Origin of the sequence: uncultured Dokdonia sp. (assembly GCF_947492815.1) — a bacterium.
GTDB lineage: Bacteria > Bacteroidota > Bacteroidia > Flavobacteriales > Flavobacteriaceae > Dokdonia.
In genome coordinates this window covers 1-26738 of record NZ_CANLOB010000013.1, presented here as the reverse complement: position 1 = coordinate 26738, position 26738 = coordinate 1, and the positions used below count along the sequence as shown (strand labels likewise).

At 33.1% G+C, this 26738-nt stretch carries 29 protein-coding genes; 13 read left to right on the top strand and 16 right to left on the bottom strand.

The genetic code is table 11. The features are described 5' to 3' along the window. Positions 1-9 precede the first annotated feature (9 nt). The 11 genes from hisF to hisG all read right to left on the bottom strand — a co-directional run bounded on the left by hisF (position 10) and on the right by hisG (position 8510). Entirely contained in the window at positions 10-765 is a 756-nt protein-coding gene (gene hisF / locus Q1A01_RS12965; protein WP_299681424.1) for an imidazole glycerol phosphate synthase subunit HisF, read from the bottom strand. A 227-nt stretch (positions 766-992) separates the two neighbouring features. Continuing rightward, on the bottom strand, positions 993-1523 hold the full coding sequence (locus Q1A01_RS12960; RefSeq protein WP_299681421.1) for a DinB family protein: 531 nt from the start codon (positions 1521-1523) through the stop codon (positions 993-995). A gap of 2 nt (positions 1524-1525) precedes the next feature. Further along, positions 1526-2281 (bottom strand): 1-(5-phosphoribosyl)-5-[(5-phosphoribosylamino)methylideneamino]imidazole-4-carboxamide isomerase, encoded by a 756-nt coding sequence (gene hisA / locus Q1A01_RS12955; RefSeq protein WP_299681419.1) that lies wholly within the window; start codon positions 2279-2281, stop codon positions 1526-1528. A gap of 35 nt (positions 2282-2316) precedes the next feature. Continuing rightward, positions 2317-2670, bottom strand: coding sequence for a four helix bundle protein (locus Q1A01_RS12950; protein WP_299681416.1), 354 nt, complete (start codon positions 2668-2670; stop codon positions 2317-2319). A 41-nt stretch (positions 2671-2711) separates the two neighbouring features. After that, complete coding sequence (locus Q1A01_RS12945; protein ID WP_299681413.1) at positions 2712-3050, bottom strand: cupin domain-containing protein; 339 nt, start codon at positions 3048-3050, stop codon at positions 2712-2714. Between the two features lie 7 nt (positions 3051-3057). Then, positions 3058-3639: an imidazole glycerol phosphate synthase subunit HisH gene (gene hisH / locus Q1A01_RS12940; protein ID WP_299681411.1), complete on the bottom strand. Its 582-nt coding sequence runs from the start codon at positions 3637-3639 to the stop codon at positions 3058-3060. Positions 3640-3781: 142 nt separating this feature from the next. Next, on the bottom strand, positions 3782-4054 hold the full coding sequence (locus tag Q1A01_RS12935; RefSeq protein ID WP_299681408.1) for a four helix bundle protein: 273 nt from the start codon (positions 4052-4054) through the stop codon (positions 3782-3784). A 61-nt stretch (positions 4055-4115) separates the two neighbouring features. Further along, positions 4116-5252 carry a bifunctional histidinol-phosphatase/imidazoleglycerol-phosphate dehydratase HisB gene (gene hisB, locus Q1A01_RS12930; protein ID WP_299681405.1) on the bottom strand — a complete coding sequence of 379 codons (1137 nt, stop codon included), beginning with the start codon at positions 5250-5252 and terminating at the stop codon, positions 4116-4118. A 56-nt stretch (positions 5253-5308) separates the two neighbouring features. Further along, the gene (gene hisC / locus Q1A01_RS12925) at positions 5309-6355 is read right to left on the bottom strand and encodes a histidinol-phosphate transaminase (protein ID WP_299681403.1); all 1047 of its coding nucleotides are present in this window, start codon (positions 6353-6355) and stop codon (positions 5309-5311) included. A gap of 5 nt (positions 6356-6360) precedes the next feature. Beyond that, complete coding sequence (hisD, locus tag Q1A01_RS12920; protein WP_299681400.1) at positions 6361-7650, bottom strand: histidinol dehydrogenase; 1290 nt, start codon at positions 7648-7650, stop codon at positions 6361-6363. Then, a complete protein-coding gene (gene hisG / locus Q1A01_RS12915) occupies positions 7650-8510 on the bottom strand; it encodes an ATP phosphoribosyltransferase (RefSeq protein ID WP_299681397.1) in 861 nt (286 codons plus the stop codon). The genes hisD and hisG overlap by 1 nt, the downstream gene beginning before the upstream one ends. 287 nt (positions 8511-8797) lie before the next feature. Here hisG and Q1A01_RS12910 point away from each other — a divergent pair, with 287 nt between their 5' ends. After that, a complete protein-coding gene (locus tag Q1A01_RS12910; protein ID WP_299681394.1) occupies positions 8798-9550 on the top strand; it encodes an OmpA family protein in 753 nt (250 codons plus the stop codon). Next, on the top strand, positions 9531-10190 hold the full coding sequence (locus Q1A01_RS12905) for a hypothetical protein (protein WP_299681391.1): 660 nt from the start codon (positions 9531-9533) through the stop codon (positions 10188-10190). Before Q1A01_RS12910 ends, Q1A01_RS12905 begins: the two co-directional genes overlap by 20 nt. Before the next feature lie 520 nt (positions 10191-10710). On the opposite strand, the gene rpsA is transcribed toward Q1A01_RS12905, so the two are convergent. Next, a complete protein-coding gene (rpsA, locus tag Q1A01_RS12900; protein ID WP_299681388.1) occupies positions 10711-12540 on the bottom strand; it encodes a 30S ribosomal protein S1 in 1830 nt (609 codons plus the stop codon). Positions 12541-12825: 285 nt separating this feature from the next. On the opposite strand from rpsA, the gene Q1A01_RS12895 reads away from it, so the two are divergent. Together Q1A01_RS12895 and Q1A01_RS12890 are read left to right on the top strand one after the other, a co-directional pair. Continuing rightward, entirely contained in the window at positions 12826-13176 is a 351-nt protein-coding gene (locus Q1A01_RS12895; protein WP_299681385.1) for a MauE/DoxX family redox-associated membrane protein, read from the top strand. A gap of 9 nt (positions 13177-13185) precedes the next feature. Continuing rightward, entirely contained in the window at positions 13186-13788 is a 603-nt protein-coding gene (locus Q1A01_RS12890) for an alpha-ketoglutarate-dependent dioxygenase AlkB (protein WP_299681382.1), read from the top strand. A 138-nt stretch (positions 13789-13926) separates the two neighbouring features. Here Q1A01_RS12890 and Q1A01_RS12885 read toward each other — a convergent pair whose 3' ends face one another. Continuing rightward, positions 13927-14328, bottom strand: a complete 402-nt coding sequence (locus Q1A01_RS12885; RefSeq protein ID WP_299681379.1) for a hypothetical protein — start codon at positions 14326-14328, stop codon at positions 13927-13929. Between the two features lie 173 nt (positions 14329-14501). Here Q1A01_RS12885 and Q1A01_RS12880 point away from each other — a divergent pair, with 173 nt between their 5' ends. Continuing rightward, positions 14502-15383, top strand: a complete 882-nt coding sequence (locus Q1A01_RS12880; protein ID WP_299681376.1) for an AraC family transcriptional regulator — start codon at positions 14502-14504, stop codon at positions 15381-15383. 3 nt (positions 15384-15386) lie between these two features. Here Q1A01_RS12880 and Q1A01_RS12875 read toward each other — a convergent pair whose 3' ends face one another. Beyond that, a complete protein-coding gene (locus Q1A01_RS12875) occupies positions 15387-16160 on the bottom strand; it encodes a S1/P1 nuclease (protein WP_299681373.1) in 774 nt (257 codons plus the stop codon). Positions 16161-16288: 128 nt separating this feature from the next. Here Q1A01_RS12875 and Q1A01_RS12870 point away from each other — a divergent pair, with 128 nt between their 5' ends. From Q1A01_RS12870 to Q1A01_RS12840, 7 genes are all read left to right on the top strand, one after another. Then, a complete protein-coding gene (locus Q1A01_RS12870; protein ID WP_299681370.1) occupies positions 16289-17221 on the top strand; it encodes an alpha/beta hydrolase in 933 nt (310 codons plus the stop codon). 72 nt (positions 17222-17293) lie between these two features. Next, positions 17294-19189 (top strand): peptidase M61, encoded by a 1896-nt coding sequence (locus Q1A01_RS12865; protein ID WP_299681367.1) that lies wholly within the window; start codon positions 17294-17296, stop codon positions 19187-19189. A 41-nt stretch (positions 19190-19230) separates the two neighbouring features. Then, positions 19231-21423: a DUF5916 domain-containing protein gene (locus tag Q1A01_RS12860; protein WP_299681364.1), complete on the top strand. Its 2193-nt coding sequence runs from the start codon at positions 19231-19233 to the stop codon at positions 21421-21423. Between the two features lie 59 nt (positions 21424-21482). Beyond that, positions 21483-22784, top strand: a complete 1302-nt coding sequence (locus Q1A01_RS12855; protein WP_299681361.1) for a DUF819 family protein — start codon at positions 21483-21485, stop codon at positions 22782-22784. A gap of 50 nt (positions 22785-22834) precedes the next feature. Further along, positions 22835-23542, top strand: a complete 708-nt coding sequence (locus Q1A01_RS12850) for a DUF4369 domain-containing protein (RefSeq protein ID WP_299681359.1) — start codon at positions 22835-22837, stop codon at positions 23540-23542. 340 nt (positions 23543-23882) lie between these two features. Beyond that, a complete protein-coding gene (locus tag Q1A01_RS12845; protein ID WP_299681356.1) occupies positions 23883-24080 on the top strand; it encodes a hypothetical protein in 198 nt (65 codons plus the stop codon). Positions 24081-24267: 187 nt separating this feature from the next. Then, entirely contained in the window at positions 24268-24642 is a 375-nt protein-coding gene (locus Q1A01_RS12840) for a hypothetical protein (protein ID WP_299681353.1), read from the top strand. An 84-nt stretch (positions 24643-24726) separates the two neighbouring features. On the opposite strand, the gene Q1A01_RS12835 is transcribed toward Q1A01_RS12840, so the two are convergent. Together Q1A01_RS12835 and Q1A01_RS12830 are read right to left on the bottom strand one after the other, a co-directional pair. Then, a complete protein-coding gene (locus Q1A01_RS12835; RefSeq protein WP_299681350.1) occupies positions 24727-25353 on the bottom strand; it encodes a hypothetical protein in 627 nt (208 codons plus the stop codon). A 109-nt stretch (positions 25354-25462) separates the two neighbouring features. After that, positions 25463-25585, bottom strand: coding sequence for a hypothetical protein (locus Q1A01_RS12830; protein ID WP_299681347.1), 123 nt, complete (start codon positions 25583-25585; stop codon positions 25463-25465). Between the two features lie 240 nt (positions 25586-25825). Between Q1A01_RS12830 and Q1A01_RS12825 the strand changes: the two genes are divergently transcribed. Continuing rightward, on the top strand, positions 25826-26032 hold the full coding sequence (locus Q1A01_RS12825; protein ID WP_299681344.1) for a hypothetical protein: 207 nt from the start codon (positions 25826-25828) through the stop codon (positions 26030-26032). Positions 26033-26738 lie beyond the last annotated feature (706 nt).

Here is a 26738-nt window from a genome sequence, read left to right as displayed (position 1 = left end):
ATTTTGAGGTTAGATACGCACAGTAATCCCTTGTGCTTTTAATTCTTTTTTTAATTCTGGTATCGGTATTTCTCCAAAGTGAAAAACACTAGCAGCTAATGCTGCATCTGCCTTTCCTTCTGTAAATGCATCTTTAAAATGTTGTTTATTCCCTGCTCCACCACTTGCGATAATAGGTATATTTAATTCGTTAGAAAGTTTGGCTAATGCTTCATTTGCAAAACCATCTTTCGTTCCATCGTTATCCATCGAAGTAAATAAGATTTCTCCAGCACCTCGTTGCGCTACCTCTTTTGCCCAGTCAAATAAATTGAGCGTTGTAGGCACTTTTCCTCCTACTAGATGCACAATCCAATCGCCATCAATACATTTAGCGTCTATAGCCACGACAATGCATTGTGAGCCAAATTTAGCTACCAATTCATTAATCAAATCAGGTCGTTTTACAGCACTAGAGTTGATCGATACTTTATCTGCTCCATTTTTAAGAAGTATATCTACATCTTCTACAGATGAGATTCCACCTCCTACCGTAAATGGAATGTTTACTTGTGAAGCCACTCGCAATACAAGATCAGATAAGGTCTTCCTACGCTCTTCGGTGGCAGATATATCAAGAAACACAAGTTCATCTGCTCCAGTATCTGAATATACTTTAGCAAGTGCTACTGGATCTCCAGCATCTCTGAGGTTTACAAAATTGGTTCCCTTTACAGTTCTACCGTTTTTTATATCAAGGCACGGAATAATACGTTTAGTGATCATAAGTAAATATTAAAATTATAGAGATAATACCTAGTAAAAATATTAAACCAATCCATATTTTATTTCTAAAGTTTTTATTTATAAAACAGTTAAAGCCAGAGATAAATAAACTTAATCCGATAAACATTAAAAACAAAATAGGATTATCATCTTCAAAAAAATTATCATTCCTAATTAAATGAAATAATATTACTAACTCAAAAATTAGAAATATAATAACAGTAATCTCAAATATTATTTTTAAAATCTTCATCATTTTTCACGGTTAAATCCAGTCCATCATAAAACCCTAAAGGACTATTTACAAGTGTTTTTATCCAAAAAGCTATTTGTCCTGTGTGGTAACTATAATGCTCTACGGCATGAATCACACCCCCCATTCCTGAGAAATGAAATCCTTGTACATTTCGTTTTTTTAAAAGTTGCCCTTCTGTTGCATTTTGGATCGTATTCTTAACTTCCTTTACTGTAACTGTTATTTGTTCTAAGAGCATTTCTTTCGTATATCCATCTATAGCATCAAACTCTGCATCTCGATCACGAGCATCCTCTTTCTCTCCAAGGCTTGAAATGACATATTGAGTCATATTACCACATAGGTGTAAAATTTGATTCCCAAGACTATTACTTGAATGATTAGGACGTTGCCAAACTTGTGTATCATCAATTTTCTGAAAGGCAATAGTAATCATACGTGTACTCTCATCTATGCGATAAAGCGCGTTTTCTTTAAAATCTGTTACCCAAGGTGACTCCATACTTACTGATTTAAAATAAAGTGTTCTAATTGTTTCAAAGTGATACGATTCTCATAAATAGCTTTCCCTATAATGGTACCTTCACAGCCTAATTCGGCCAGTTTTGGTAATTCATCAAAGGTTGAGATACCGCCAGAGGCAATAAGTTTAATCGTTCTTGTTATATCACGATCATCTGTGATGATTGTTCCTTGATTTATTATTTTAGCGTACAAATCAAACGAAGGTCCTTCTAACATACCATCTTTACTGATATCAGTACAAATCACATAACAAATCCCTTTTTTCATATATGATGTAATAAAAGGTATCAGATCTTTTGTACTTTCTTCCTGCCAACCATTAATAGCAATTTTCTCATTTTGAGCATCAGCTCCTAAAATAATCTTTTCTGCTCCATACGTAGTTATCCAGTTTTCAAAAACTTCAGGATCTTTTACTGCAATACTCCCTCCTGTAATTTGAGAAGCGCCACTTTCAAAAGCGATATGTAGATCCTGATCTGTTTTTAAACCACCCCCAAAATCAATATGTAAACTTGTTTTAGACGCTATTTGCTCTAAAATCTTATGATTTACAATATGCTTGCTTTTTGCACCATCTAGATCTACTAAATGTAGATGTTTGATTCCATGCGCTTCAAAGTTTTTTGCAACTTCTAATGGGTTCTCATTATATATTTTTTTGGTATCATAATCTCCTTTCGAAAGGCGTACACACTTCCCATCTATGATATCTATGGCTGGTATTATTCTCATATTCAAAAATTGAAAGTAGAAAAACGAAAATCGAACTACTTTATTTGTTTATTTTTTGTTGTTTTAATTGAAGCTACTGTGATTCTTAACAATTCATCACACTCTTTCCAAAGGCGTTTTACTTCAGTCGTATCTTCATTTCTAATTTCTATAATTAATTCTAACCAAAAACAGGTTTCATCCGCTTCTTCTTCTACAATTTTAAGCTTATTAATAAAATCTGCTTCAGATTTTGGTCGTTGAGAAGCTCTCCAATTTGCAGCTACAGAACTTGAACTCTTTAATAATTGAAAAACAAGGTTATTATATTCACGAGATTTTGGTAATTGCGAACAAAGATTCCAGCAATCAACTGCAAATTTTTTAGTTCTTATTTTCATGTCTACCATACTATCCAATTTCCAAATTTCGTTTTTCTACTTTCTACTTTCTACTTTTCAGTCACATCTCCCGTCACATCATTATCTGTACTTTCAAAACACAAAATAGTCGTTCTCATATTAGATCGCGTTCTATGTAATACATTTTTAGGCACTTTAATCATTTGCCCTTTCGTAAGAGTTTCTGTTCGGTTTTCAAAATCTACAAACAACTCCCCTTCTACTACAAAGAAAAATTCGTCGCTTTTACTATGCGAATGCCAATAAAAATCCTTTTGCAATACACTTACTCTTACCACATGGTCATTAATTTCACACACTGGAAAGTTTTTCCAATCATCAGTGATATTTTCTGTAAGTGCTACTATATCTTGTTTTTGATTACTCATTACCGAACTACATTTCTAGAAAATTCTTCAAAATCTGCTCTCCAGTACTACTACTCTTTTCTGGGTGGAATTGCGTTCCATAGAAGTTCGCTTTCGCGAAAGCAGCACCATACGGAATTCCATATTCACACACCGCAATGGTTTCATTTGTCACTGGCGCGTAATAGCTATGTACCATATAGATAAATTCATCATTTTCTACATTTTCAAACAACGGCCCTTTAAGGCTTGAAATACTATTCCATTGGATTTGCGGAATTTTTACGCTTTCGCGAAAGCGTACCACATTTACATCAAAAATCCTTAATCCCTCCGTATTTCCTTCTTCCGAAGAATTACACATGAGTTGCATGCCCAAACAAATTCCTAAAACAGGTTGTTGTAATGTAGGAATTAAAGTATCTAATTTACTTTCTTTAAGTTTTTGCATCGCACTACTTGCTTCGCCTACCCCTGGAAATATCACCTTATCAGCATTTCTTATTTCTTCGGGATCATGACTTAAAGTAGCCGTAAACCCTAAGCGCTCTATCGCAAACTTAATGCTCTGAATATTCCCGGCACCATAATCTATGATTACTATATTCATAAGTTAAATACAAGGTTAGAAGTACGAAGTACAAGGTTAAGATTTAAAAAAAGTTTCTCCATTTTATTTACTATTCTTTCTTGAGGTCTTTATAGAAGCAACCGTAATTGCTAATAATTCTTTTGCTTCTATGTGTAATTTTTCAATTTTCGATATTTTTTGAAGGTAGTGCCATATTAAAAAGTTCAAGCCAATACATACTCTCATCTGTTTCTTCTTCTACAATTTTTAATTTATTGATAAAGTCGGCAGTTGATTTTGCTCTTTGAGAAGCTCTATAATTTGCACCGACAGAGCTGGACGATCTTATTAATTGATTTACCCAAGCATTAAATTCTCTTGATTTTGGTATTCCTTCACAAAATTCCCAACAATCATATGCAAATTGTTTTGTTCTTTTCTTCAGATCCTGCATTTCTATAATCTATAAATATGTTCAATTCGCACTTTATACTTTGTACTTTGGATTTTATTATCTACAACATTCCTTTTGTAGATGGTAAAATCATTTTATTTGGATCTCTTTTGATGGCTACTTTAATGGCTTTTGCAAAGGCTTTAAAAATAGCTTCTATCTTATGATGCTCATTGGTACCTTTGGCTTTTATATTAAGATTTGCTTTAGCACCATCTGTAAATGATTTAAAGAAATGATAAAACATCTCTGTAGGCATTTTACCAATCATTTCGCGTTTAAAATCGGCTTCCCAAACGAGCCAGTTACGGCCGCCAAAGTCAATAGCTACTTGTGCTAGACAATCATCCATCGGTAAGCAAAAACCATAACGCTCTATTCCTAGTTTACTTCCTAAGGCATCTGCAAATACTTCTCCTAATGCAATCGCAGTGTCTTCTATAGTATGATGTTCATCTACTTCTAAGTCTCCTTTTACTTGGATATCCAAATCCATTGCGCCATGTCTCGCTAGTTGATCAAGCATATGATCAAAAAAAGCAATTCCTGTATGGATAGACGATTTTCCAGTACCATCAAGGTTTAGTGTAATCTGGATGTCGGTCTCATTTGTTTTTCGCGAAAGCGTACGAACCCTATCTTCTAATTTTAAAAACTCATAGATTTTTTGCCAATCATTACTTTCTAAAGCAATGTCTTTATCCAATTCTGAACGCTCAATAGTGATTTCTCCAGTTCCTAAATGCGTCTCATCATTGATATAAATACCTTTAGCCCCTAGGTTTGTTGCCAATTGCATATCTGTAAGTCTATCGCCTATTACAAAGGAATTAGCAAGGTCATAATCTTCAGAGAAGTATTCGGTTAGTAAGCCTGTACCAGGTTTACGTGTATCGGCATTCTCATGTGGAAATGTGCGATCTAGAAATACCTTATCAAATACGACACCTTCGTTTTCAAAAGATTTTAGGATGAAGTTATGCACCGGCCAAAAGGTATCTTCCGGAAATACATCAGTTCCTAATCCATCTTGATTGGTTATCATCACAAGTTCGTAGTCGAGTTCTTGCGCAATTTTACCTAACCACGTAAATGCTTTAGGATAAAAAATCATCTTTTCAAAAGCATCTATTTGTTCATCTGCTGTTTCTTTAATGATGGTTCCGTCACGGTCTATAAATAAAACTTTCTTCTTCATAGTGATATCATTTTTGACTCTTTATACATAAGAATCTTCTCTGTTTTTTTTAATATTTAAATAGATTTTAAGGCCTCAATTAACTGTTCATTTTCCTGAGAAGTACCTATTGTAAATCGTAAGGTATTTTCACAAAGCGGCTGAGTACTTCTGTTACGAATAACAATCCCTTTTTCTATTAATTGTTGGTATCTTTTGTTGGCATCATCCACTTTTACTAGTAAAAAATTGGCATCTGAAGGGTATATTTTTTCAATAAAAAATATATCAACTAAAGATTTACATAAAATACCCTTATTAACTAGTATTGAGTTAGTTTCATTATTATATACATCTGTTTTTGTAATATGTTTTACTGCCTTTTGTTGCGTAAGTCCATTCACATTATACGGTGGTTTTATTTTTTTCAGAATATCAATAATAGCTATAGAAGCAAATGCCATTCCTAGTCGAATTCCTGCCATTCCATACGCCTTAGAAAGCGTCTGTGTAACGATCAAATTAGGGTGTTTTTCCAATCGTGTAATCCAACTTGGAGCAGTAGCAAAATCAATATAAGCTTCATCGATAACCACCACTCCATGAAACCGTTTAAGAATCATTTCTATCTTCTCTTCTTCAATAAGATTTCCAGTAGGATTATTAGGCGAGCAAAGAAAAAGTAATTTGGTATGTGCATCTACATGTTTAAATATCGCCTCGATGTCTGGTTGAAAATCTTCATTGAGTAACACCTCCCTATTTTCAACATCATTTGTATTTGATAACACTTTATACATCCCATACGTAGGTGGCAAACTCATCACATTATCTTTCCCAGGAATACAAAAAGCTCTGAAAATAAGATCTAATACCTCATCACTTCCATTTCCGAAGAGTATACAATCTTCATTAATTTCCTTCTGAGACGCTATTAACCTACGTAATGCGCCCTGTTGCGGATCTGGATATCGATTTACACCATTATCAAAAGGGTTTTCATTGGCATCCAAAAACACCATGTCTTTATCAAAATCTGTAAACTCATCTCTCGCAGAACTATACGCCTTCATTTTTGCAATATTAGGTCGTACAAGTTTATTGATATCAAATTGCTGTTCCATATCAATTAAGCTTTAGTAAGTTTACTTAATCGAAGTGTCACTGCATTTTTATGAGCTTCTAAGCCTTCTGCTGCTGCCATTACTTCGATAGCTGTCCCTATATTCTTAATTCCTTGCTCTGAAATTTTCTGAAAAGTCATGCTTTTCAAGAAACTATCCAGATTGACACCACTATATTGCTTTGCGTACCCATTAGTAGGAAGCGTGTGGTTGGTTCCTGAAGCATAATCACCTGCACTTTCTGGTGTATAATTTCCTATAAACACAGAGCCTGCATTTTGAATACCATTTATATAAAAACCTTCATTTTCCATGCAAATAATAAAGTGTTCTGGGCCATATTCATCAATGAGTGCTAGTGCCGTTGCATCATCTTCTACGTAAATGAGCTTACTATTATCAATTGCTTTTTGAGCTATACGCTTTCGCGAAAGCGTACTCATCTGCATTTGAATTTCTTTTTCTACTGCTGTTATCAGCGTACGAGACGTCGTCACTAAAATCACTTGGCTATCTGTACCGTGTTCTGCCTGACTTAATAAATCGGAGGCTACAAAAGCGGCGTCAGCTGTGTCATCTGCTACAACTAGAAGTTCTGAGGGACCAGCCGGCATATCTATAGCGACACCATACTTTGTAGCTAGTTGTTTTGCTACAGTTACAAATTGATTTCCAGGTCCAAATATTTTATACACCTGAGGAATGGTTTCTGTTCCAAAAGTCATTGCTGCAATTGCCTGAATTCCACCTACTTTATAAATTTTAGTAACACCACATACTTGTGCTGCATAAATAATCGCAGGGTTTACAGCCCCTTCTTTTGAAGGAGGTGTACAGAGTACAATCTCTTTACAACCTGCAATTTTAGCAGGTATAGCTAACATTAATATCGTGGAGAACAAAGGAGCTGTACCTCCTGGAATATACAAACCTACTTTTTGGATAGGTCGTTTTTCTTGCCAACAAGAGACTCCTGGTGTTGTCTCTATGGTAATACGCTCCGTTTGTTGTGCTTTGTGAAACTTCTCTATATTACTTTTTGCAAGTGCTATTGCTTCTTTTACATCTTGACTTAATAATACAGATGCATCATCTATTTCTTGAGGAGAAACTATGTTTGCATCTAAGGTAACACCGTCAAAGATAGAAGTATATTTTGCTACAGCAATATCTCCTTTTTGTTTGACTTCTTTAAAAATATCTGTTACCGTTGCTTCTATATCTTCTACTGTTTGTGTAGGACGTTTGAGAATCTCTTTCCAATCTTTTGGGTCTGGTGTGTATATTTTATTCATTACAAAACCATTTTTTCAATTGGACATACTAAAATACCTTCGGCTCCAGCAGACTTAAGCTGATCGATAACTTGCCAAAAACTATTTTTATCTATTACACTATGAACACTACTCCATCCTTCTTCTGCTAAGGGCAATACTGTAGGACTTCGCATTCCTGGCAGAATATCTATAACAGCGTCTAACTTTTCATCAGGTACATTCATAAGGACATATCTACTGCGTTGTCCTTTGAGAACACTACGAATTCTGAATCGCAATTTCTCTAAGATTTCTTTTCGTTCTTCAGATATCTTAGGAGACACTGTCAATACTGCTTCAGAGGTAAGCATCACCTCTACTTCTTTTAAATTATTTTTAAATAACGTACTTCCACTAGATACAATATCACAAATACCATCTGCGAGACCTATATTAGGAGCAATCTCGACAGAACCATTGATAATATGTAGTTCAAAGTTTACTCCTTTTTCTTTTAAATATCTTTTTACCGTATTAGGATATGATGTAGCAATACGTTTTCCTTCAAAATCTTTTACCGAAGTATATGTTTCATTTTTAGGTATTGCTAGTGATACTTTACATTTTGAAAAGCCAAGACGCTCTATAATCTTTAGATCTTCTCCTTTTTCTATAAGTGTATTTTCTCCTAGTATAGCGATATCTATAACTCCATCTCTTAGATATTGAGGAATATCCCCATTACGTAAGTAAAAGACTTCTAAAGGAAAATCCCTAGCGGTTGTTTTTAATTGATCTTTACCGTTATCTATAGAGACCCCACAGCTTTTAAGGAGCGCTAAAGACTTTTCGTTAAGGCGTCCTGATTTTTGGACTGCAATTCTAATTTTTGTACTCATTTTTCTTTTAATAATTATAGCTTGAATTATCCAAAAACAAAAAACCCGTTTGAATAACTCAAACGGGTTTTGATATCATAAAATACAGACATATCATCTTACCTCGCTTGAGCGATATACAGTAAAATGATGATGATGTATTGTGTTGTTCTTCATAACTGATACAAAAGTATTGTATTTTTTGTTAAAAACAAGTGTATAACACAAAATAATATTCACTTAACAATAAAAAGTTTTTAGTAGATTTGATACGAAATCACTTACACTAATTTGGGGAAAAACAGTAAATGAAAGGTTTTTGGGGCACTTTTTTAATATTTCTTTTATGGGCTACGGCTGGAATATACTATATACATATAAAAGAAAAAGGCAATACTATTGATATAACTGCTATTAAGGCTCCAATAGAAGACGAGATTGCAAACACTACAGTATCAAAAGCTACGCCTGAAAAACAAACTGAAATCAAAGAAATACCTCCAGTATCAAATGAGATTACTGTAGATACAACAACTACTGATAACTCTTTTGATGAAATAGAAAACAATAACTTATATATAAGCGATAATAGTATTTCAGATTCTCAATTATTAGCGGAAGAAATAAAAAAATCAATAGCCATAAGTGACACTATTGATATAGATAAAGACGAACCATCTATTGAGTACAAAAAGGAACCTTTAGTTACAGACAACCCGAATGCATCGTCTCAAATTTTTTATCCAAGGTATGCAAATACAGATCTCATATTAGATAAAAAATTAATTTCATATGCAACGGAGCTAAAAAAAGTATTAAAAGACAACCCTAATAAAAAGGTTACTATTATTGGACATACGGACAATGTAGGTAACGCTGAAGATAATTTTAGAATAGGATTAAAAAAATCAAGACAAATAAAGTGGTATCTTACGACCCGTAGAGGCATAAAAAGATCACTTATAACTGCAATATCCAGAGGTGAATCTAGCCCTATTGAGGATAATTCAAGTAATTGGGGACGTAAAAAAAATAATAGAATTGAGATTATTGTTGATTAATAATATACTTGAAACTCAAGAAACCATAGCTATTCCCATAGCCTATATAGAGGCTTTTGTGATGATGCTTGGCGCTTTTGTTATTGGGTATGTTGGCGCTACATTATACGAGCGTTATCGACATAAAACGACACAATTAGCTATTGATAATGATATAGATCTTCTCAAAAAAGAAATTCAAGACTTAAAAGAAGAAAACGAACAGCAAAATAAAAAATTAAGCTTCCGTAAGGATCGAATGGATCAAGAATACGAGCAAGTAAACTTCCAAAAGCGAGCTTTTTCTGAAGATGTTCTATCAAAAGGCACGAATGCTATCTCCAGTAGTCCTACAAAAATTGATTTTGAGCGAATTGGATACGCTAATACTGAAATTAAAAATGATCTTCAAAAAATAACAGGCATAGGTCCTTATACTGAGACAAAACTTAATGATTTAGGTATTTATACATTTGAGCAAATCAGTAATTTTACAGAAGATGACATTATCGCTGTCACAAAGCTTATCAAATTCTTTCCTGATCGCATTAAAAACGATCGCTGGGTATCTAAAGCGCAACAACTTAAATATGAAGTTGCTCAGCAAGCTAAGTCTTCTCCTTCTGAAGATGTAAAAAAAAAGATGACGAGAGTTAACTAATCACCCCCTTAAGAAACAACTTATCACTTACTTATTCTTTGTAAAAGAAACGCACCAGTCTAGTTTATTAATAATTTTAAATCACTCTGAAATTAATTAATAAAAGGTAGTAAACCCCAAAGTAAAACCTGTACCCAATAAAAAGAATCAACCCAAGGAATAGGGATCTTAAACGAAACCAAGATCCAGCTGGATGAGTTCAGTTATCTATTTTAGATACACCTTATATACTTTATGAAATAGTCTTTTACTCATAAAAACATGCTTTCGTTTCTATATTTAAAAATAGACGTTGTAAAGAGGAAGATTTTTCTACCATCTATAAAAATGAGAATGGAGTTTAAAAAACAGGAATTGAATTTAATCAGGTATGCTCAAAAAGTATTTTATCACATATGAGATATGAAGACATTATGAATATTGATTACGAATAAAATCATTGTCTATAAAAAAACCCGTTATACAAAAGTACAACGGGTTTTAAATTATAAGTAAAACTGTATTCTACTAAAGAATCAGATTATTTACCTTCCATTTTTGCTTTAAGAGCTGCCAGCGCGTCATTAGCATCACCTAAAGTAGGTTTCGCTTCATCTGCTTGAGCTTTAGCTTTCTTAGCTTGTTGCTTAACAATTCTTGCCTCATCTTCTTTATGGATCACCATGTGAGATGCTACAACACGTTTAAAGTCTTTATTAAACTCTATTACTTGGAATTGAGCTTCTTCACCTTTACCTAGTTTAGAACCATCTTCTTTTTCTAAGTGACGTGTAGGAATAAAAGCAGTAATATCTTCGTTAAAAGCAACTGTTGCACCTTTATCTACGATCTCTGCGATACTAGCAGTATGCTTCGTACCTACTCCAAAGTCAGCTTCATACTTATCCCAAGGATTTTCTTCTATTTGCTTATGACCAAGACTTAATTTACGTCCATCTACATCTAGCTCAAGAACAACTACTTCTAGTTTATCTCCTACAGCACAGAATTCAGATGGATGCTTTACTTTCTTAGTCCAAGAAAGATCAGAAATATAGATAAGTCCATCAATACCTTCTTCTAATTCTAAGAATACTCCAAAGTTAGTGAAGTTACGTACTACACCTTCGTGACGTGAACCAACTGGATATTTTGAAGTAATATCTGTCCATGGATCTGGAGCAAGTTGCTTGATACCAAGACTCATCTTACGATCTTCACGGTCTAAAGTAAGAACAACAGCCTCTACCTCATCACCTACTTTTACAAAATCTTGTGCACTACGTAAGTGTGTACTCCAAGACATTTCAGAAACGTGGATTAATCCTTCTACTCCTTCTTCTACTTCGATAAATGCACCGTAATCTGCGATTACAACAACTTTACCTTTTACTTTATCTCCAATTTTAAGCGTTTCACTTAATGCATCCCATGGGTGCTTAGAAAGTTGCTTAAGACCTAATTGGATACGTGTTTTATCCTCATCAAAATCAAGGATTACAACATTTAATTTCTGATCAAGCTCAACGATTTCATTTGGATGGTTGATACGAGACCAAGAAAGATCTGTAATATGGATAAGTCCATCAACACCTCCAAGATCAACGAATACCCCGTAAGAAGTAACGTTTTTAACAACTCCTTCAAGTACTTGACCTTTTTCAAGCTGCCCAATGATCTCTTTTTTCTGCTCTTCGATATCTGCTTCGATAAGCGCTTTGTGAGATACAACAACATTTTTAAATTCGTGATTGATTTTTACAACCTTGAATTCCATTGTTTTATTTACATACTGATCGTAATCACGGATAGGCTTCACGTCTATTTGTGATCCTGGTAAGAATGCTTCGATACCGAAAACGTCAACGATCATTCCTCCTTTAGTACGTGCTTTTACAAATCCGTTTACAATCGTACCTTCATCATGTGCTGCATTTACACGATCCCATGCTTTGATTACACGAGCTTTACGGTGAGATAATACTAATTGACCTGTTGCATCTTCACGTACATCAATAAGTACTTCTACCTTATCTCCTTCTTTAAGATCTGGATTGTAACGGAACTCATTAAGAGAGATTACACCTTCAGATTTTGCATTGATATCAATGATAGCGTCACGATCTGTAATATTAATTACAGTTCCTTCTACTACTTCATCATTAAGAGTGTCAACAAAATTCTTTGCTACTAAAGCTTCAAATTCTTCTAGTTGCTCATCATCTACTACGTCAATACCTTCTTCGTATTTTTCCCAGTTAAAGTCTTTAAGAAATTGTTCTGGATTTGCTTGAGCAGGAGATAGCTCAACTTTTGGTGCTGCTGTTACAGCTTCTTCCTGAACTTCAGGATTTTTTGTTTCTTCAGCCATTTGCTAAAAATTACATTAGTATTAGAAATAAGCTTCTATTACCAATGGGGTTTGTATTTTACGCTTTCGCGAAAGCTCTTTCAACCTCAAAACCGTAAAAGTGGTTTTTATTGTTTTAGTTATTTCCTTTCATGACGGCTTTCTAAAGGTTGTCAAAAAGGAGTGCAAAAGTACGTATTGTTTTCTGATTTTCAAAGACTCTAACAAAGAAACTAAATACATTGATATACTTTATCGTTTAAGAATTTAGATTTAACTTTAAAAAATAATATAAAACTCCTTTTTATGACCCCTTGGCATCTATATGTAATGGCTGGTATGTACATCTTAATAGGATGTATGCATTTTATAAAACCTAAAGCATTTTTAAGTGTGATGCCTCGATACATTCCAGCAGGACTAACCATGGTGTATCTAAGTGGTCTTGTAGAAATTGGACTTGGTGTTGCCCTATGTTTTGAAGCAACCAGAACCTATGCAATTTGGGGAATTATAGTAATGCTTATTGTATTCTTAATAGTACATTGGTATATGATTGTAGATGAGAAATTTCATAAAAAGTTTCCTAAACCTGTATTATGGTTTCGATTTTTTCTACAATTTGGATTGATGTATTGGGCTTATTTTTATCTTTAATATTTTACAATGTCGTTATTTCCATCAGAACCGTATCAATTAAAATTATCTGGGGCAAACGTGATGTATTATCCAGATTTCCTGACTTCAGAAGAAGCGACTCTTTACTTTACAACATTATATAAGGAAACACCTTGGCAACAAGATGATATAAAGGTATTTGGGAAAGTACACCCACAACCACGTCTTACAGCTTTATATGCAACGAATAACATCCCTTACTCCTACTCTAATATAACAATGCATCCTCATTCGTTTACTTTCGCTTTAAGCGAAATAAAAAAAAAGGTAGAAATTATTACAAACACAACGTTTACAACCTGCTTATTAAATCTCTATAGAGACGGCAAAGATAGTAATGGTTGGCATGCTGATGATGAAAAAGAGCTAGGTAAAAACCCTACTATCGCCTCGGTAAGTTTGGGCGCTAGTAGAGTATTTAAATTAAGGGATAAAAAGGCTAAGTCTTCTGTACATTCCATGTCTTTAGAACATGGAAGTCTATTACTTATGAAAGATGAGACACAGCATAACTGGCAACATCAAATTCCAAAGACTTCAAAATTTGTAGAACCAAGAATAAATCTTACGTTCCGAACAATCAAGGGGTGAAAGCCATTCGTTTTATATAAAGATCTAGAACGAAGCTTATTAAATAGAACATTAGGGGGCATTCTATTTAAAAAAGTCAACATTCGTCCCAGATCGTTGTGTATATATTCTAATCAAAACATATACGTTGGGGGGTTGTTACAAGTAGCTCAATTTCTTATGTTTATACACATACGATCTATTTACAAAAAGCCATATAGAAAGTAGCGAAACTAATAGCATTAATAATGAATTACTTATTTGATAGTCTGTAAAGAAGTATGTAATTGTTACGCTACAAAATATAATTGTAGTAATCATCATTGTTTCTTTATAATAAACTTCCAGTATAAGCATTAGTCCTAAAGCAAATTCTATAAAAGGAAAAAGAGGTGCTATCAGTTGGAAAAGTTCATTGTTTAATATCTTAGTACTTCTTAAATACATTCCTAAATTTGAAACGTACATACCATATATTACAATGTGATATAATGATTGCGCTAACATAAATAATCCTATTAAGAATTTTATAACAATATGTGACAGCACCTCTAATCTCATGAAAATCACTTTATTAACCGAGGACAAAATTATACTAAGCATGCATAGTAATTCTTGTATTTTTTTCACTAAAAATTGTACAAAATTCGTAACTTACTGATTATTAAGAGAACTATAACGTTTTCGTGAGTATTAAAAGATTCTAATTAGTTGTAAAAAATTAAAATATCATTGTGAAGAGTTTCAGCTTACATGACACATTTCTGATAAAGCAGTTTACACAAACTGGACTTCACAAAGATCCTGGGCCTAGAAATTATTTTGAAATTATTTTTATAGAAGAAGGTAAAGGGAGACACTTTATAAATGAATTCATAGTGACATATGAGAAGGGCGACATATTTTTAGTTGCCCCAGAAGACAAACATCATTTTGAAATAGAAGAAGAAACTACTTTTTGTTACTTTCAGTTTACAGAATTACTTTTCTCTAGTAAAATGAATTTACCAGATAGATCCTATTGGTTACATCGTATAGAAAGAATCATACATCACCCGAACCTTTTACCTGGAGATATTATAAAAGAAAAATATGATCGAAAGCTTATATGGCATATTCATGATGTTATCAATCAAGAGTATATAGGTGAAAAAGAATTTTATAAACATAATATTTCTAATATGGTCAGTACTACTTTAAGTGTAATCGCCAGAAATATTACAAGAGATTTCCAGCCTGTCAAAGAAATTCCGAATAAAGATGTACCTACTACTATAGATCAAATACTATCCTATATAAGACAGCATGTATATGAAACAGATCTTATGAAGGTAAGTTCGCTTGCTTCTCATTTTAATATGACAAATAGCGCTATAAGTTTATATTTTAAAAAGAAAACAGGAGAATCTATTCATCATTATATATTAATGTATAAACTACACCTTATAAAGTATCGGTTAAAAAACACTGATTTTACAGTTTCTGAAATTGCATATCAACTAGGTTTTACTGATGAAAGCCACCTTACTCGCATTTTTAAAAAATATAATGATATGACTCCTAAGCAATATAAAAATAAGGTACTGCAGGAAAGTAATAACCTACTCAACGATTAACGACTAGCCAAACAATTCATTTAGTAAGCCCGCAAGACGTATCCCGCCTTTTTGTAGTTGAGATCGTAAAGGGTCAAAGTATTGATACATATATTTATATCCTAACTTCTCTCCTACTTTAGTATTCTTATATATATCTTTAACAAGCATTCTGCTATCTTCTACCCAATCTAGTACGGTGCCTTCTTGCAAAAGCGATACTTGTTTTTTTGATAAACGTGGCATAGTAGTCGCTAGTTCAGAATACGACATATTATAATGTTCTATCATTTGTGTATCCCAGACTCTGTGTAAGTTAGTACCATCTCTAAACCACTGTACCTGAAAATCATTTCCTCCTTTATCTTCCCCAATTCCTGTATGTAAAGGTTGGTGTAAATCTCCTATAAAATGCACTAACATTTTAAGATAGAAAGCTTTCTCTTCTTTTGTGCTATTTTCATTTTTAATAATTTCGACACATTTTGTCACCCCTTGTATCACATCACCTCTATCACTTTTGGCATGTGTATCGTATGTTTTATCAAAAGGAATATTTACATAGTGCCAAGATCCAAATGATCTATACTTTTGATCACTTTTAATCTCATCTGCAAACGTAGAAACCAATGCTAAAGATTGCCCATCTAATAGTTTATCTATTTCTCTTTTTGCTTTTCGTGAAAGGTATTGTTCTGCGATAGCACCTGTAGTACGATGTCCCGTTTTTCCCCATTCAAAACCTATCGCTTGTATCGTAGTACTTGAGAAAAATAGTATGATGAAAATATATTTCATTATTTATTTTTTTTCAAAAATACAATGAAATTGAAGACATACTGTTATAATAGTAGTAAGAATCGTTTCATTAGTAACCACACATAATCATTACCTTTACCTACAAATTAGGTCTCAACATTTGTTATATGAAATACGTACATTTATTTATACTAGCCTTTTTAACCTCAAACGCTATATATAGTCAAAATGCTTCTATAGAAAAAGATGTAAAAGTAAATCCATATGTATATGGTACTTTACTACAGCCTAAAGAAGGGGCTGAAAATTTAATTATTATCATTCCTGGATCTGGACCTACAGATAGAAATGGAAATCAACAATTAACACGTAATAATTCGTTACGTATTCTTGCAGAAAAGTTAACAGCAGCTGGAATAGCTACCTTTAGATATGATAAACGTGTACTTACATTATTAAAGAAAGGAGCGTTACAAGAAGAGAAATTACGCTTTGATGATTTTGTTGATGACGCTACAGCTACAGTCACCTATTTTTCTAGTAGAAATAAGTATAAAAACATATATATTATAGGTCATAGCCAAGGTTCATTAGTAGGAATGATTGCTGCTCAAAAATTAAATATTACTGGTTTTATTTCGCTTGCTGGTCCTGGACAAGCCATAGATCAGACTATTTTAAGTCAAATAGCATTACAAATGCCAGACCTTAAAGACAAGGCTAAAGAAGCTTTTATGCAATTAAAAGAAAACGGTAAAGTAAAAAAATACAGCCCTGCATTGTCTTCTATCTTTAGACCAGAAACACAACCATTTATGGCTAGTTGGATGCAATATGATCCGAAAGCAGAGCTTAAAAAGTTAGAAATTCCTGTTTTAGTTATAGGAGGAACTAATGATATTCAAGTCGATACAAAAGAAGCTAAAACATTAAAGGAAGCTAAACCAGATGCTTCCCTTATTTTGATAAAAAACATGAATCATGTACTACGCATTATAGAAGGTACTGACAGCTTAGAAAACACAAAATCATATAACGAACCTAAGCGTCCTATTTCAGAAGAACTTATACGTGTGATTACAGATTTTGTAACAAAGTAACTTAACACTTTGTTATAATATAGAAAAATAAGTATCTGTTTTCTTACTTTTACATCTTTAGAAAATTCCTATATGAAAAAGATATTTTTTTACGCCTTCTTCGGGGCGTTCTTATTTTCCTGTGGTTCAACACAAAACCTAAATATTTCAAAAAATACAACAGTACAAGTCGCTATAGATTTAGTAAATGTTATAGACGATAAAGTAACGGTACGTATTCAACCAGGCACAATAACTACTGACAACATTACATTTTATATTCCTGAAACAGTCCCAGGAACATACGCTGATGATGATTATGGAACCTATATAGACAACTTAGAAGTATATTCTAAGACAGGTGCTAAACTTAATGTAGAGAGAACCTCTCCAAACACATGGGGAATTCAAGGAGCTTTAAAACTAGGATACATTCAATATCAAGTAAACGACACTTACGATATAGAATCAGAACATGATATATTCTCTCCTTCCGGAACCAATTTTAAAAAAGATGAGCAGTTTATGCTTAATCTTCATGGAATAGTAGGCTATATTAAAAATCAAGAAGAGTATACTTATTATATAGATATTAATAGACCGACAACTTTAGAGCCAACAACATCATTAGCGACACAAAGTAATACAGAATATACTAAAGCAACTTTTGAAAACACACAACAGATAGATAGTTATCTAGCAAAACGTTACTTTGAAGTTATAGATAATCCTATTATGTACAATGCTCCTAACAAAGAAGTTTTTGACATAGAAGGTATCACCATAGAAGTAAGTGTATACAGTCCTAATAATGTTGTAAAAGCATCCAATCTCAAACCAAATATTGAGAAAATGATGAAGGCACAAAAAACATACTTAGGAGCTATGAATACAACAGATCGTTATAGCATATTATTATACCTAAGTACTGTTGGACCAGAAGATGCACAAGGTTTTGGGGCCTTAGAACACCATAAATCAACGGTGGTTGTTTTACCAGAAATGTTACCTCAAGATGCTATGGATGCTGCTATTATAGATGTAGTCGCTCATGAGTTTTTTCATATTGTAACTCCATTAAACCTACACTCTACAGAAATTCATAAGTTTAAATACAATGACCCAGAAATGAGTCAGCATTTATGGATGTATGAAGGTATTACCGAATACTTTGCACAGCACTTTCAGGTACACGAAGGTTTAGTAAATAATGCTGAGTTTTACAATACGATTGTTTCTAAAATTACTAATTCAAAAAGTTATAATGACTCTTTATCGTTTACTAAAATGAGCCAAAATATTTTAGAAGAGCCTTATGCATCAGATTACGGAAATGTTTATGAAAAAGGAGCACTGATCGGCATGTGTTTAGATATCTTAATGCGTGAGAATAGTAATGGTAAAAGAGGTTTATTAAGCTTAATGAAAGAACTTACAGAACGTTATGGACCAAATCGTCCATTTGAAGATGCTGCAATCATTCCTCAAATAACAGAAATGACGTATCCAGCCATTGGAGATTTTTTTGAAAAACATGTTATAGGAACTATTCCTATTAACTATAGTGCTTTCTTTGATAAAGTTGGATTAGAATATAATACAACACTTGCTCCTACTGGATATTTAATTGATATGGCTACAAGCACTCCATATATAGATGCATCGCAAGTAGACAATACTGTTTTCATAAGAAAAGGAATTCAGCTTCATTCATTTTTTAAAGAAATAGGTATACAAGGAGGCGATATTCTGAAGAAAATTAATGGAACTGCCTATGATCTTTCAAATATATACGCATTGATGTCTCAATCTAATTCTTGGAAGGAAGGAGAAGCTATTTCTTTTATAGTAGAAAGAGATGGAGAGGAAATAACTTTAGAAGGAACGATAACTAAAGCAGAAATTAGTAAAGCAACTATTACGGAATTACAATATTTTGTAGAAGGGCCAGAATTAAGACTCCGTAAAAGTTGGTTAAAAGGTTCTTAAAATCGATATTTTAACTATTCATTAGATATATATTTGCGATCATGTGCAAAAAAATACTCTTGCTAGCCATCTTGCATGTGACTTTTCTATCCTTCTCTCAGGAAAAGGAGGTCTTTGTAAAATATATTGATTCAGATATAATAATAGATGGCAAACTAGATGAAAAGGTATGGAGTCAAGTAGAGCCAGCTAAAAATTTCTGGCAGTACTTCCCTACAGATACGATTCAAGCTAAAAGCCAAACAGAAATTAGATTCTTATATGACGATCAAAAACTATATGTAGGAATTAAAGTATACGCTCCTGGGAATGATTACATTGTTCCTTCATTACGTCGTGATTTTAGAGCTGGGGGAAGTGATAATATCACCTTAATGTTTGATACATTTAATGATGGTGCCAATGCCTTTCTTTTTGGATCAAATCCAGAAGGTGTTTTACGAGAAGCTTTAGTTTCTGGTGGAGGTACAGACCTACGAGGCTTTACTACCAGTTGGGATACAAAATGGGTAGGAGAAACTGAGAAATACGATGGTTATTATATATGCGAATGGGCCATCCCCTTTTCTGCATTAAAGTTTCGAGAAGGCGAAACTCGATGGCGTTTTAACTCTTATCAATTTGATACCCAAGGAAACGAACGAAATACGTGGATTCAAATTCCACAAAGCCAGTTTATTTTTAATCTGGCCTATATGGGCGATATGGTTTTTGAAAAACCATTAGGAAGTCCGCGTAGTCCTATATCAGTTATTCCATATGTAAATGGGTTAGTTGGGAAAGATTTTGAAACAGATGAAGAAACTACAGATATCAAAGTAGGTGGTGATGCAAAATTCACGATAGGAAACAGCCTTAACTTAGATGTCACTATAAATCCTGATTTCTCTCAGGTAGAAGTAGATAACGTCATTACAAATTTGAGTCGTTTTGAAGTAAATTTACCTGAACGACGTCAGTTCTTTATTGAAAATAATGATCTATTTGCAGATTTTGGAGATTCTCGCGCAGCAAACCCTTTCTTCTCTAGACGTATAGGTATCGCTACAGATATAGATGGAAACACTACACAAAATGATATTCTCGCAGGTGCTCGATTAAGCGGAAAATTAAATAATAATTTTAGAATAGGCTTACTTAATATACAAACCGCAAATGATGCCCAGCAAGAGATTGCAGGAAATAACAATACGGTTGTAGCGTTACAACACAAAGTATTTAGTCGCTCTAACCTAGGCGTTATTTTTGTAAACCGACAAAATACGAGTAACGAAAGTTTTGTCACACCAGATGAAGAATATAACAGACTGATAGGACTAGATTATAACTTAGCAAATAAAGACAATAGTTGGAATGGAAAATTCTTTATTCACAAGTCCTTTACACCCAATACCACTAGCAATGATTTTTCTGGCGGAGCACGCTTAGAATACAATCGTAATAACTGGCGTGTCCTTACTTCTAATATTTTTGTTGGTGAAAATTTTAATTCTGATTTAGGATTCATCCCTCGTAAAGATATTTTTAGATCTTTTAATAGAGTGGAACGTCTTATTTTTCCCAAAAGCGGAAAAATAAACAGACATATTTTCTCATTAGGAACTTTCTTTGTTTTTCGCCCAGAATTAGATTTTCAAAAAGCAGACCATACGTTTGCGCCTCGTTGGCAAGCAGAATTTAAAAACACCAGTAATCTTAGTATTACGGCACGTTCTCGATACACATTACTTTTTGATGGTTTTGATCCTTCAAGATCAGATGGATTAGAACTCGCTGCTGGCACAGAGTATTATTACGAAAGTGTAGAAGCAGAATACAGATCAGACATGCGTAGTATTTTTTCGTACAATCTAAATACTACCTATGGAGAGTTTTTTAATGGTGATTTACTCACACTGCGAGGAGGCATAAATTTACGATTACAACCACATTTGGTTTTTGGGTTAAATGCTCGTTATGACCGTATTGATTTACCCGATCCATTTTCAGATAATGATATCTGGCTCATTAGTCCGCGTATGGAAGTAACTTTCAATAAATCATTATTCTGGAATACATTGATTCAATACAGTTCGTTGCAAGACAATCTTGGTATTAATTCAAGATTACAATGGCGTTTTGCACCACTTTCGGATCTTTTCCTGGTGTATAATGACAACTATTTTACAGATAATGTTTTTGCTCCACGTGTGCGCTCTATTAATCTTAAAGTAACGTATTGGTTATATTTATAACTATATTGTGGTGCTGAGTACGCTTTCGCGAAAGCGTATAAAACATTAACTAAATTTTTATGGATACAAGACCTTTATTTACAAACGACGCCATAGTCTTTGGAATATTATTAATCATATTAGCTTTTGTTTTTTACACCTCTAGTAAAAAAGAGGGTTTCTGGAAAAAATTCTATAAATATGTTCCAGCGCTTCTCATGTGCTATTTGCTTCCTGCAATTTTAAATTCTTTTAATATTATAAGTCCTGAATGGTCATACTGTACTGATGAATGTGATTTTATAGAAGAAGGGTCTCAGGTGTATCATGTGGCATCACGATATTTACTCCCAGCTGCACTGCTTTTAATGACATTAAGTATAGATATAAAAGCTGTTCGTAATTTAGGTTCTAAAGCTATAATCATGTTCTTTACGGGAACAGTAGGTATTATTATTGGTGGTCCTATTGCCATACTAATAGTAGGCTGGATTAGTCCTTCTACATTGGAAGGCGAAGGTATTAATGCTATTTGGAAAGGGCTCGCCACTGTAGCTGGAAGTTGGATAGGTGGTGGCGCCAATCAAACAGCTATGCTGGAAATATATGAATACAATCAAGCTAAATATGGAGGAATGGTACTCATAGATATATTTGTTGCAAATCTATGGATGGCTATTTTATTATTAGGTATAGGAAAATCTGCAAAAATAGATAGGTGGTTTAAAGCTGATAATAGTGCTATAGAAGCTCTAAAAGAAAAAGTATCTACATATGCGGCAAGCATAAAACGTAACCCAACGCTTTCTGACATTATGATTATGCTAGGATTAGCTTTTGGGGCTGTTGCCATTGCACATTGGGGAGCCACTGGCATGTCTAATTGGCTATCTTCTTTTGAAGCATTTGGAAATAAAGACTCTGCTTTAGCTTCATTAACAGGTAAATTTTTCTGGATGGTTACAATTGTTACAGCTATTGGTATTATTTTATCATATACCAAAGCTAAGACTTATGAAGGTGCTGGTGCGAGTAAAATAGGAAGTGTATTTATTTACATACTTGTAGCGACAATTGGAATGAAAATGGATTTAGCATCTATTTTTGAAAACCCTGGCCTTATTGCTATAGGGCTTATATGGATGACGATTCATGCAGGTTTATTAGTCCTTGTAGCAAAATTAATTAAAGCTCCATATTTTTTCCTAGCTATAGGAAGTCAAGCTAATGTAGGTGGCGCTGCTTCTGCTCCAGTTGTAGCAGCAGAGTTTCATCCTTCACTAGCGAGTGTGGGTGTATTACTAGCTGTTTTTGGATATGTTGTTGGAACCTATGGAGCCATATTGTGTACAATTTTAATGGAAATGGCATCTGTAGGCTAGTATTTCAATAAAATTAATAGCATCTTTGTGCTTTAATTGAAACCATATTAATGAGAAGATTTTTTGTCCTTTTAGTATTAACTTGTGTTGTAGTTTCTTGTTCTGAATCAAAAAACTTTACTGTTTCTGGAACCGTAAAAGGTCTTAAGAAAGGAACCCTATATTTACAACGTATTCAGGATACAATATTAACCAATATAGATTCTCTCGTAGTAGATGGTGATCCAGAATTTGAATTTTCACTTGACCTAAAAGAAACCGAAGTATTGTATTTACACTTAGATAAAGTAGATGCATCTGGATATGATGATCGTATCATGTTTTTTGCAGAACCTGGTGAAATGAATATTACAACTTCTCTAAAGAATTTTGAAGGATTTGCAGCTGTGATTGGCGCAGAAAATCAGATGAGATGGACTGAGTTTCAAAAAATGAATCAGAAGTTTAATGATAAAAATCTTGACCTTATTAAAGGGTCATATGATGCTCAGATATCTGGAATTCAAGAAGATATTTTGAAATATGATGACTCATTACAGCGTTTATTAAAATCTAAATATAGGTACACTGGACAGTTTGCTTCTACAAATGCAAACCTAGAAATGGCTCCTTTTCTGATACTAAGCCAAATTCCAGATGCGAATATTACGTACCTAGATACATTATATAATCGTTTTCCAAATAAAATACAGCGTTCTAAATATGGTAAACAACTTAAAAAATTGATTGAAGAACGAACATCTAAAGAGCAAGAATAAATAAATTTTCTTTGGTATTATAAGTATTACATCCTACTAGTAAAAACTAGTAGGATTTTTTTATTATGGAATACCGTGCATAATAAATTATTTAAGGATAATTTTTTTTATAAATAATTTAATAAACGTTTACGAAATCACTTCTTACGTTTGATAAATAAATGACCTCATTCACTCATTATCATATATTCAACTTATTTATTTACAGTACTTTGTAAAATAGTTATTCAAAATAGAAAGCAACCATTTTTAAAAATAACGATACACATCCTATAAATAAAGACATAAACCTGAATGTCTCTAAATTATTCGAGAGCTAATTAATTTAATACTTATTATCATGAAAAAATTAATGAATTTAAAAGGCGCAAACACATTAAATACTCAAGAGCAAAAACAAATCAAAGGAGGTATAAATCCTATTCCTATTGCTTGCCAAGTAGGATGTGCTGGTTTAGGTCATGGAGCACGTTTTTATGCATCAGATAATTATAATTGTCTTGGAAGATGTGGATCCAATAGATGTATTACATTTTAAAATAAATTATTATAGGTGTAAGTACTAATTATCCAAACTTCAGATCGGCATTTAGATACAAATCTCTCCAATACTATGTAGGAAACTGTAAACCTAATATTGGAGTACAACGACCACCTAATAATGCATTAACAAGTGACAATCCTCCGCCTCCAACAGCCCCTGAAACATCAGAAGTCTACTACGAATGGGCAGAAAATTTCACTACATTTTATATAGATCAAATTGTGTTGAGGTATTCATTCCAAATGGAATTAATTATGGACCTTCGCCTAATATTTCATACTTACTGAATGACGATGACCGTATAGATTTTGCTACATATGTTATAGGTGCACACCCACTTACTGATCAAACTTCTGGAGGAACTGGATGGAAAATATATCCTGGAAAACCTAAAATTACCATATGCACTGGATACATGGCTGCAACACCTACTATACTTACTCCATTAAATATATCGTTAAGTAATATAATAATAGCGAGACCTTATAGAGATTCTAATGTAGGATGTAATTATACGTCTATAAATGTAAATGATTTTACACTTTATTTAGATTAACCCCTTCTATTATAAATTCCCCATCTAATGGTCTTAAGATGGGGAATTCTCTAGTTGGTTGGTTGGTTATTTATGCTGGTATGTCTATATTTTTACAAATCCATTTAAGGCTTTTTCACAATCTTCAATATACGCTTTTAAAAGTCCTTGTGAGGTATACATTATAAATTGTACAGTTCCCTCAGGACTTGAATAATAATAGCCATAATATGTAAACTTAATGCCTTGTAAAGTACCGTTAAGTTGTAAAAATAATACTTTCTGATCATTTACAGTTCTATATTCTTCTTGGATTACTTCTAAATCTGGTGCGGCTTCCCTCCCATTTTCCAAAGCAATTTCTTTTAGGTTTTCAATAGGAATTTCTAGTTTTTCTGTGATGATCATCCCGTATAAATCTTCCCCTTTTAATTGAAGTTCATACTCAGCTTCAGGATTATCTTTTGCTTTTTGGAAGCTCCATTCTGTTGGATCTAGCCAGAAACCAACGTTTGTAACTTTACTTTTAAGTAAAAAAGTTGCGTCTTCATCTTTAAAAAAAGGATCCGGATTAACAGGGGTTACTCTAGCAGCTTCATCTTCTACATTTGCATATTTCCAAGTCCCATTCTGATACAAAAATACTTCTTCTCCTAATTCTGTAACTGCTTTTTGTTGTGCACTCATGGTAAAACTTCCCAAGAAGATTAAAGTGCAAAGTATGTTTTTCATAAATGGTTAACTAAATATTAAGAATTGCTAATTAATGAAAAAAAAATGACTTTTAGTCTCATATGTTTTTGAAGAGGAAAATTAATTCTAGATCTTAGTTTGTTTATATTTAATTGATGATTTTTTTACATTTACAAAAAGGAACACCTACCAGTGGTCCTGTGAATACTACATCAGGGTTTACTCTAGATTTTTCTACACCAAGTGCCTTTTTTATTATTGCAATTTGCATATTATTACTTGTACTTGCTATTAGAACAATATTTAAAAAGTATAAATAACTACAGATTTTAGTTTGTTTATATTTAATTAAAATATTTCTCTATGTCTTCAACTATTGGTCCTTGGCAAATTCTTATACTTATCGTTTTATTTCTAATAGTTATTAGTTTCATTGGATTAATTATCTATTTGATTCGAAGAAATAGAAAACGCTAACTACTGCTAGTATTAGTATTAATATTTTTGTTTGATGAAAAAAAAGAATGATCCGAAAAAGAATACATCAAAAAATGATTCATCTTTTTCAATTGGTGATTTTTTTGATGTATTCAATCTTAGTATTGATGATGGAAACGGAAATGGGTGCTTTGAGGTGTTATTACAAAGTTGTTTGAATCATTTTGTATTCTGGATTATTGGCATCATTCTATTAATTATATTTTATCTTTTCAGTTAAATTCTTAGAGGCACTTGTATTGAACTCTATTACTCTCATGTTACAATCGCATTTATTTTCATTATAAATCAATAATACAACTATATATTACAGGAAGCTCATAGAGATTCGCAGAGTTAGTCTTGTTTTAAAAAGTCATTTTTATTTGTAAAACTGAGCCTATCGAAGTTTATAAGCATTTTAGTTATCAAATCTACTTCGACACGCTCAGGACGACAACTAGTTAATTTTGAAGCCTCTTATAAAGAATCTGTGTTATTGCTTAGGAACGATCCAATTCTAAAAAGTGTGCTAGAAACTAAAAAACACTACATAACTCTAAAACAAAAGGAAGCCGATGAGGGTTCGTAGGAACGATCCAATTCTAAAAAGTGTGCTGGAAGCTAAAAAACACTATATAACTCTAAAATAAAAGGAAGCCGATGAGGGTTCGTAGGAACGATCCAATTCTAAAAAGTGTGCTAGAAACTAAAAAACACTATATAACTCTAAAACAAAAGGAAGCCGATGAGGGTTCGTAGGAACGATCCAATTCTAAAAAGTGTGCTGGAAGCTACACTTTTTAGAATTGGATCACGGATCATTCCTAAAAGTTGTGTGTGAATTAAAATAGAAGTTGGATTTTTGTAAAAAAAAAATGGAACTGTCCTTAGACTTATTAAAGTTAATTCTACCTGAGCTATTAATTACTCATTTTACAATTGTC

Excerpts from the sequence above, each read along its gene's own strand:
- hisF (WP_299681424.1), bottom strand. The coding sequence starts at position 765 with ATGATCACTAAACGTATTATTCCGTGCCTTGATATAAAAAACGGTAGA.
- Q1A01_RS12960 (WP_299681421.1), bottom strand. The coding sequence starts at position 1,523 with ATGGAGTCACCTTGGGTAACAGATTTTAAAGAAAACGCGCTTTATCGC.
- hisA (WP_299681419.1), bottom strand. The coding sequence starts at position 2,281 with ATGAGAATAATACCAGCCATAGATATCATAGATGGGAAGTGTGTACGC.
- Q1A01_RS12950 (WP_299681416.1), bottom strand. The coding sequence starts at position 2,670 with ATGGTAGACATGAAAATAAGAACTAAAAAATTTGCAGTTGATTGCTGG.
- Q1A01_RS12945 (WP_299681413.1), bottom strand. The coding sequence starts at position 3,050 with ATGAGTAATCAAAAACAAGATATAGTAGCACTTACAGAAAATATCACT.
- hisH (WP_299681411.1), bottom strand. The coding sequence starts at position 3,639 with ATGAATATAGTAATCATAGATTATGGTGCCGGGAATATTCAGAGCATT.
- Q1A01_RS12935 (WP_299681408.1), bottom strand. The coding sequence starts at position 4,054 with ATGCAGGATCTGAAGAAAAGAACAAAACAATTTGCATATGATTGTTGG.
- hisB (WP_299681405.1), bottom strand. The coding sequence starts at position 5,252 with ATGAAGAAGAAAGTTTTATTTATAGACCGTGACGGAACCATCATTAAA.
- hisC (WP_299681403.1), bottom strand. The coding sequence starts at position 6,355 with ATGGAACAGCAATTTGATATCAATAAACTTGTACGACCTAATATTGCA.
- hisD (WP_299681400.1), bottom strand. The coding sequence starts at position 7,650 with ATGAATAAAATATACACACCAGACCCAAAAGATTGGAAAGAGATTCTC.
- hisG (WP_299681397.1), bottom strand. The coding sequence starts at position 8,510 with ATGAGTACAAAAATTAGAATTGCAGTCCAAAAATCAGGACGCCTTAAC.
- Q1A01_RS12910 (WP_299681394.1), top strand. The coding sequence starts at position 8,798 with ATGAAAGGTTTTTGGGGCACTTTTTTAATATTTCTTTTATGGGCTACG.
- rpsA (WP_299681388.1), bottom strand. The coding sequence starts at position 12,540 with ATGGCTGAAGAAACAAAAAATCCTGAAGTTCAGGAAGAAGCTGTAACA.
- Q1A01_RS12895 (WP_299681385.1), top strand. The coding sequence starts at position 12,826 with ATGACCCCTTGGCATCTATATGTAATGGCTGGTATGTACATCTTAATA.
- Q1A01_RS12890 (WP_299681382.1), top strand. The coding sequence starts at position 13,186 with ATGTCGTTATTTCCATCAGAACCGTATCAATTAAAATTATCTGGGGCA.
- Q1A01_RS12885 (WP_299681379.1), bottom strand. The coding sequence starts at position 14,328 with ATGAGATTAGAGGTGCTGTCACATATTGTTATAAAATTCTTAATAGGA.
- Q1A01_RS12875 (WP_299681373.1), bottom strand. The coding sequence starts at position 16,160 with ATGAAATATATTTTCATCATACTATTTTTCTCAAGTACTACGATACAA.
- Q1A01_RS12870 (WP_299681370.1), top strand. The coding sequence starts at position 16,289 with ATGAAATACGTACATTTATTTATACTAGCCTTTTTAACCTCAAACGCT.
- Q1A01_RS12865 (WP_299681367.1), top strand. The coding sequence starts at position 17,294 with ATGAAAAAGATATTTTTTTACGCCTTCTTCGGGGCGTTCTTATTTTCC.
- Q1A01_RS12860 (WP_299681364.1), top strand. The coding sequence starts at position 19,231 with ATGTGCAAAAAAATACTCTTGCTAGCCATCTTGCATGTGACTTTTCTA.
- Q1A01_RS12855 (WP_299681361.1), top strand. The coding sequence starts at position 21,483 with ATGGATACAAGACCTTTATTTACAAACGACGCCATAGTCTTTGGAATA.
- Q1A01_RS12850 (WP_299681359.1), top strand. The coding sequence starts at position 22,835 with ATGAGAAGATTTTTTGTCCTTTTAGTATTAACTTGTGTTGTAGTTTCT.
- Q1A01_RS12845 (WP_299681356.1), top strand. The coding sequence starts at position 23,883 with ATGAAAAAATTAATGAATTTAAAAGGCGCAAACACATTAAATACTCAA.
- Q1A01_RS12840 (WP_299681353.1), top strand. The coding sequence starts at position 24,268 with ATGGGCAGAAAATTTCACTACATTTTATATAGATCAAATTGTGTTGAG.
- Q1A01_RS12835 (WP_299681350.1), bottom strand. The coding sequence starts at position 25,353 with ATGAAAAACATACTTTGCACTTTAATCTTCTTGGGAAGTTTTACCATG.
- Q1A01_RS12830 (WP_299681347.1), bottom strand. The coding sequence starts at position 25,585 with ATGCAAATTGCAATAATAAAAAAGGCACTTGGTGTAGAAAAATCTAGA.
- Q1A01_RS12825 (WP_299681344.1), top strand. The coding sequence starts at position 25,826 with ATGAAAAAAAAGAATGATCCGAAAAAGAATACATCAAAAAATGATTCA.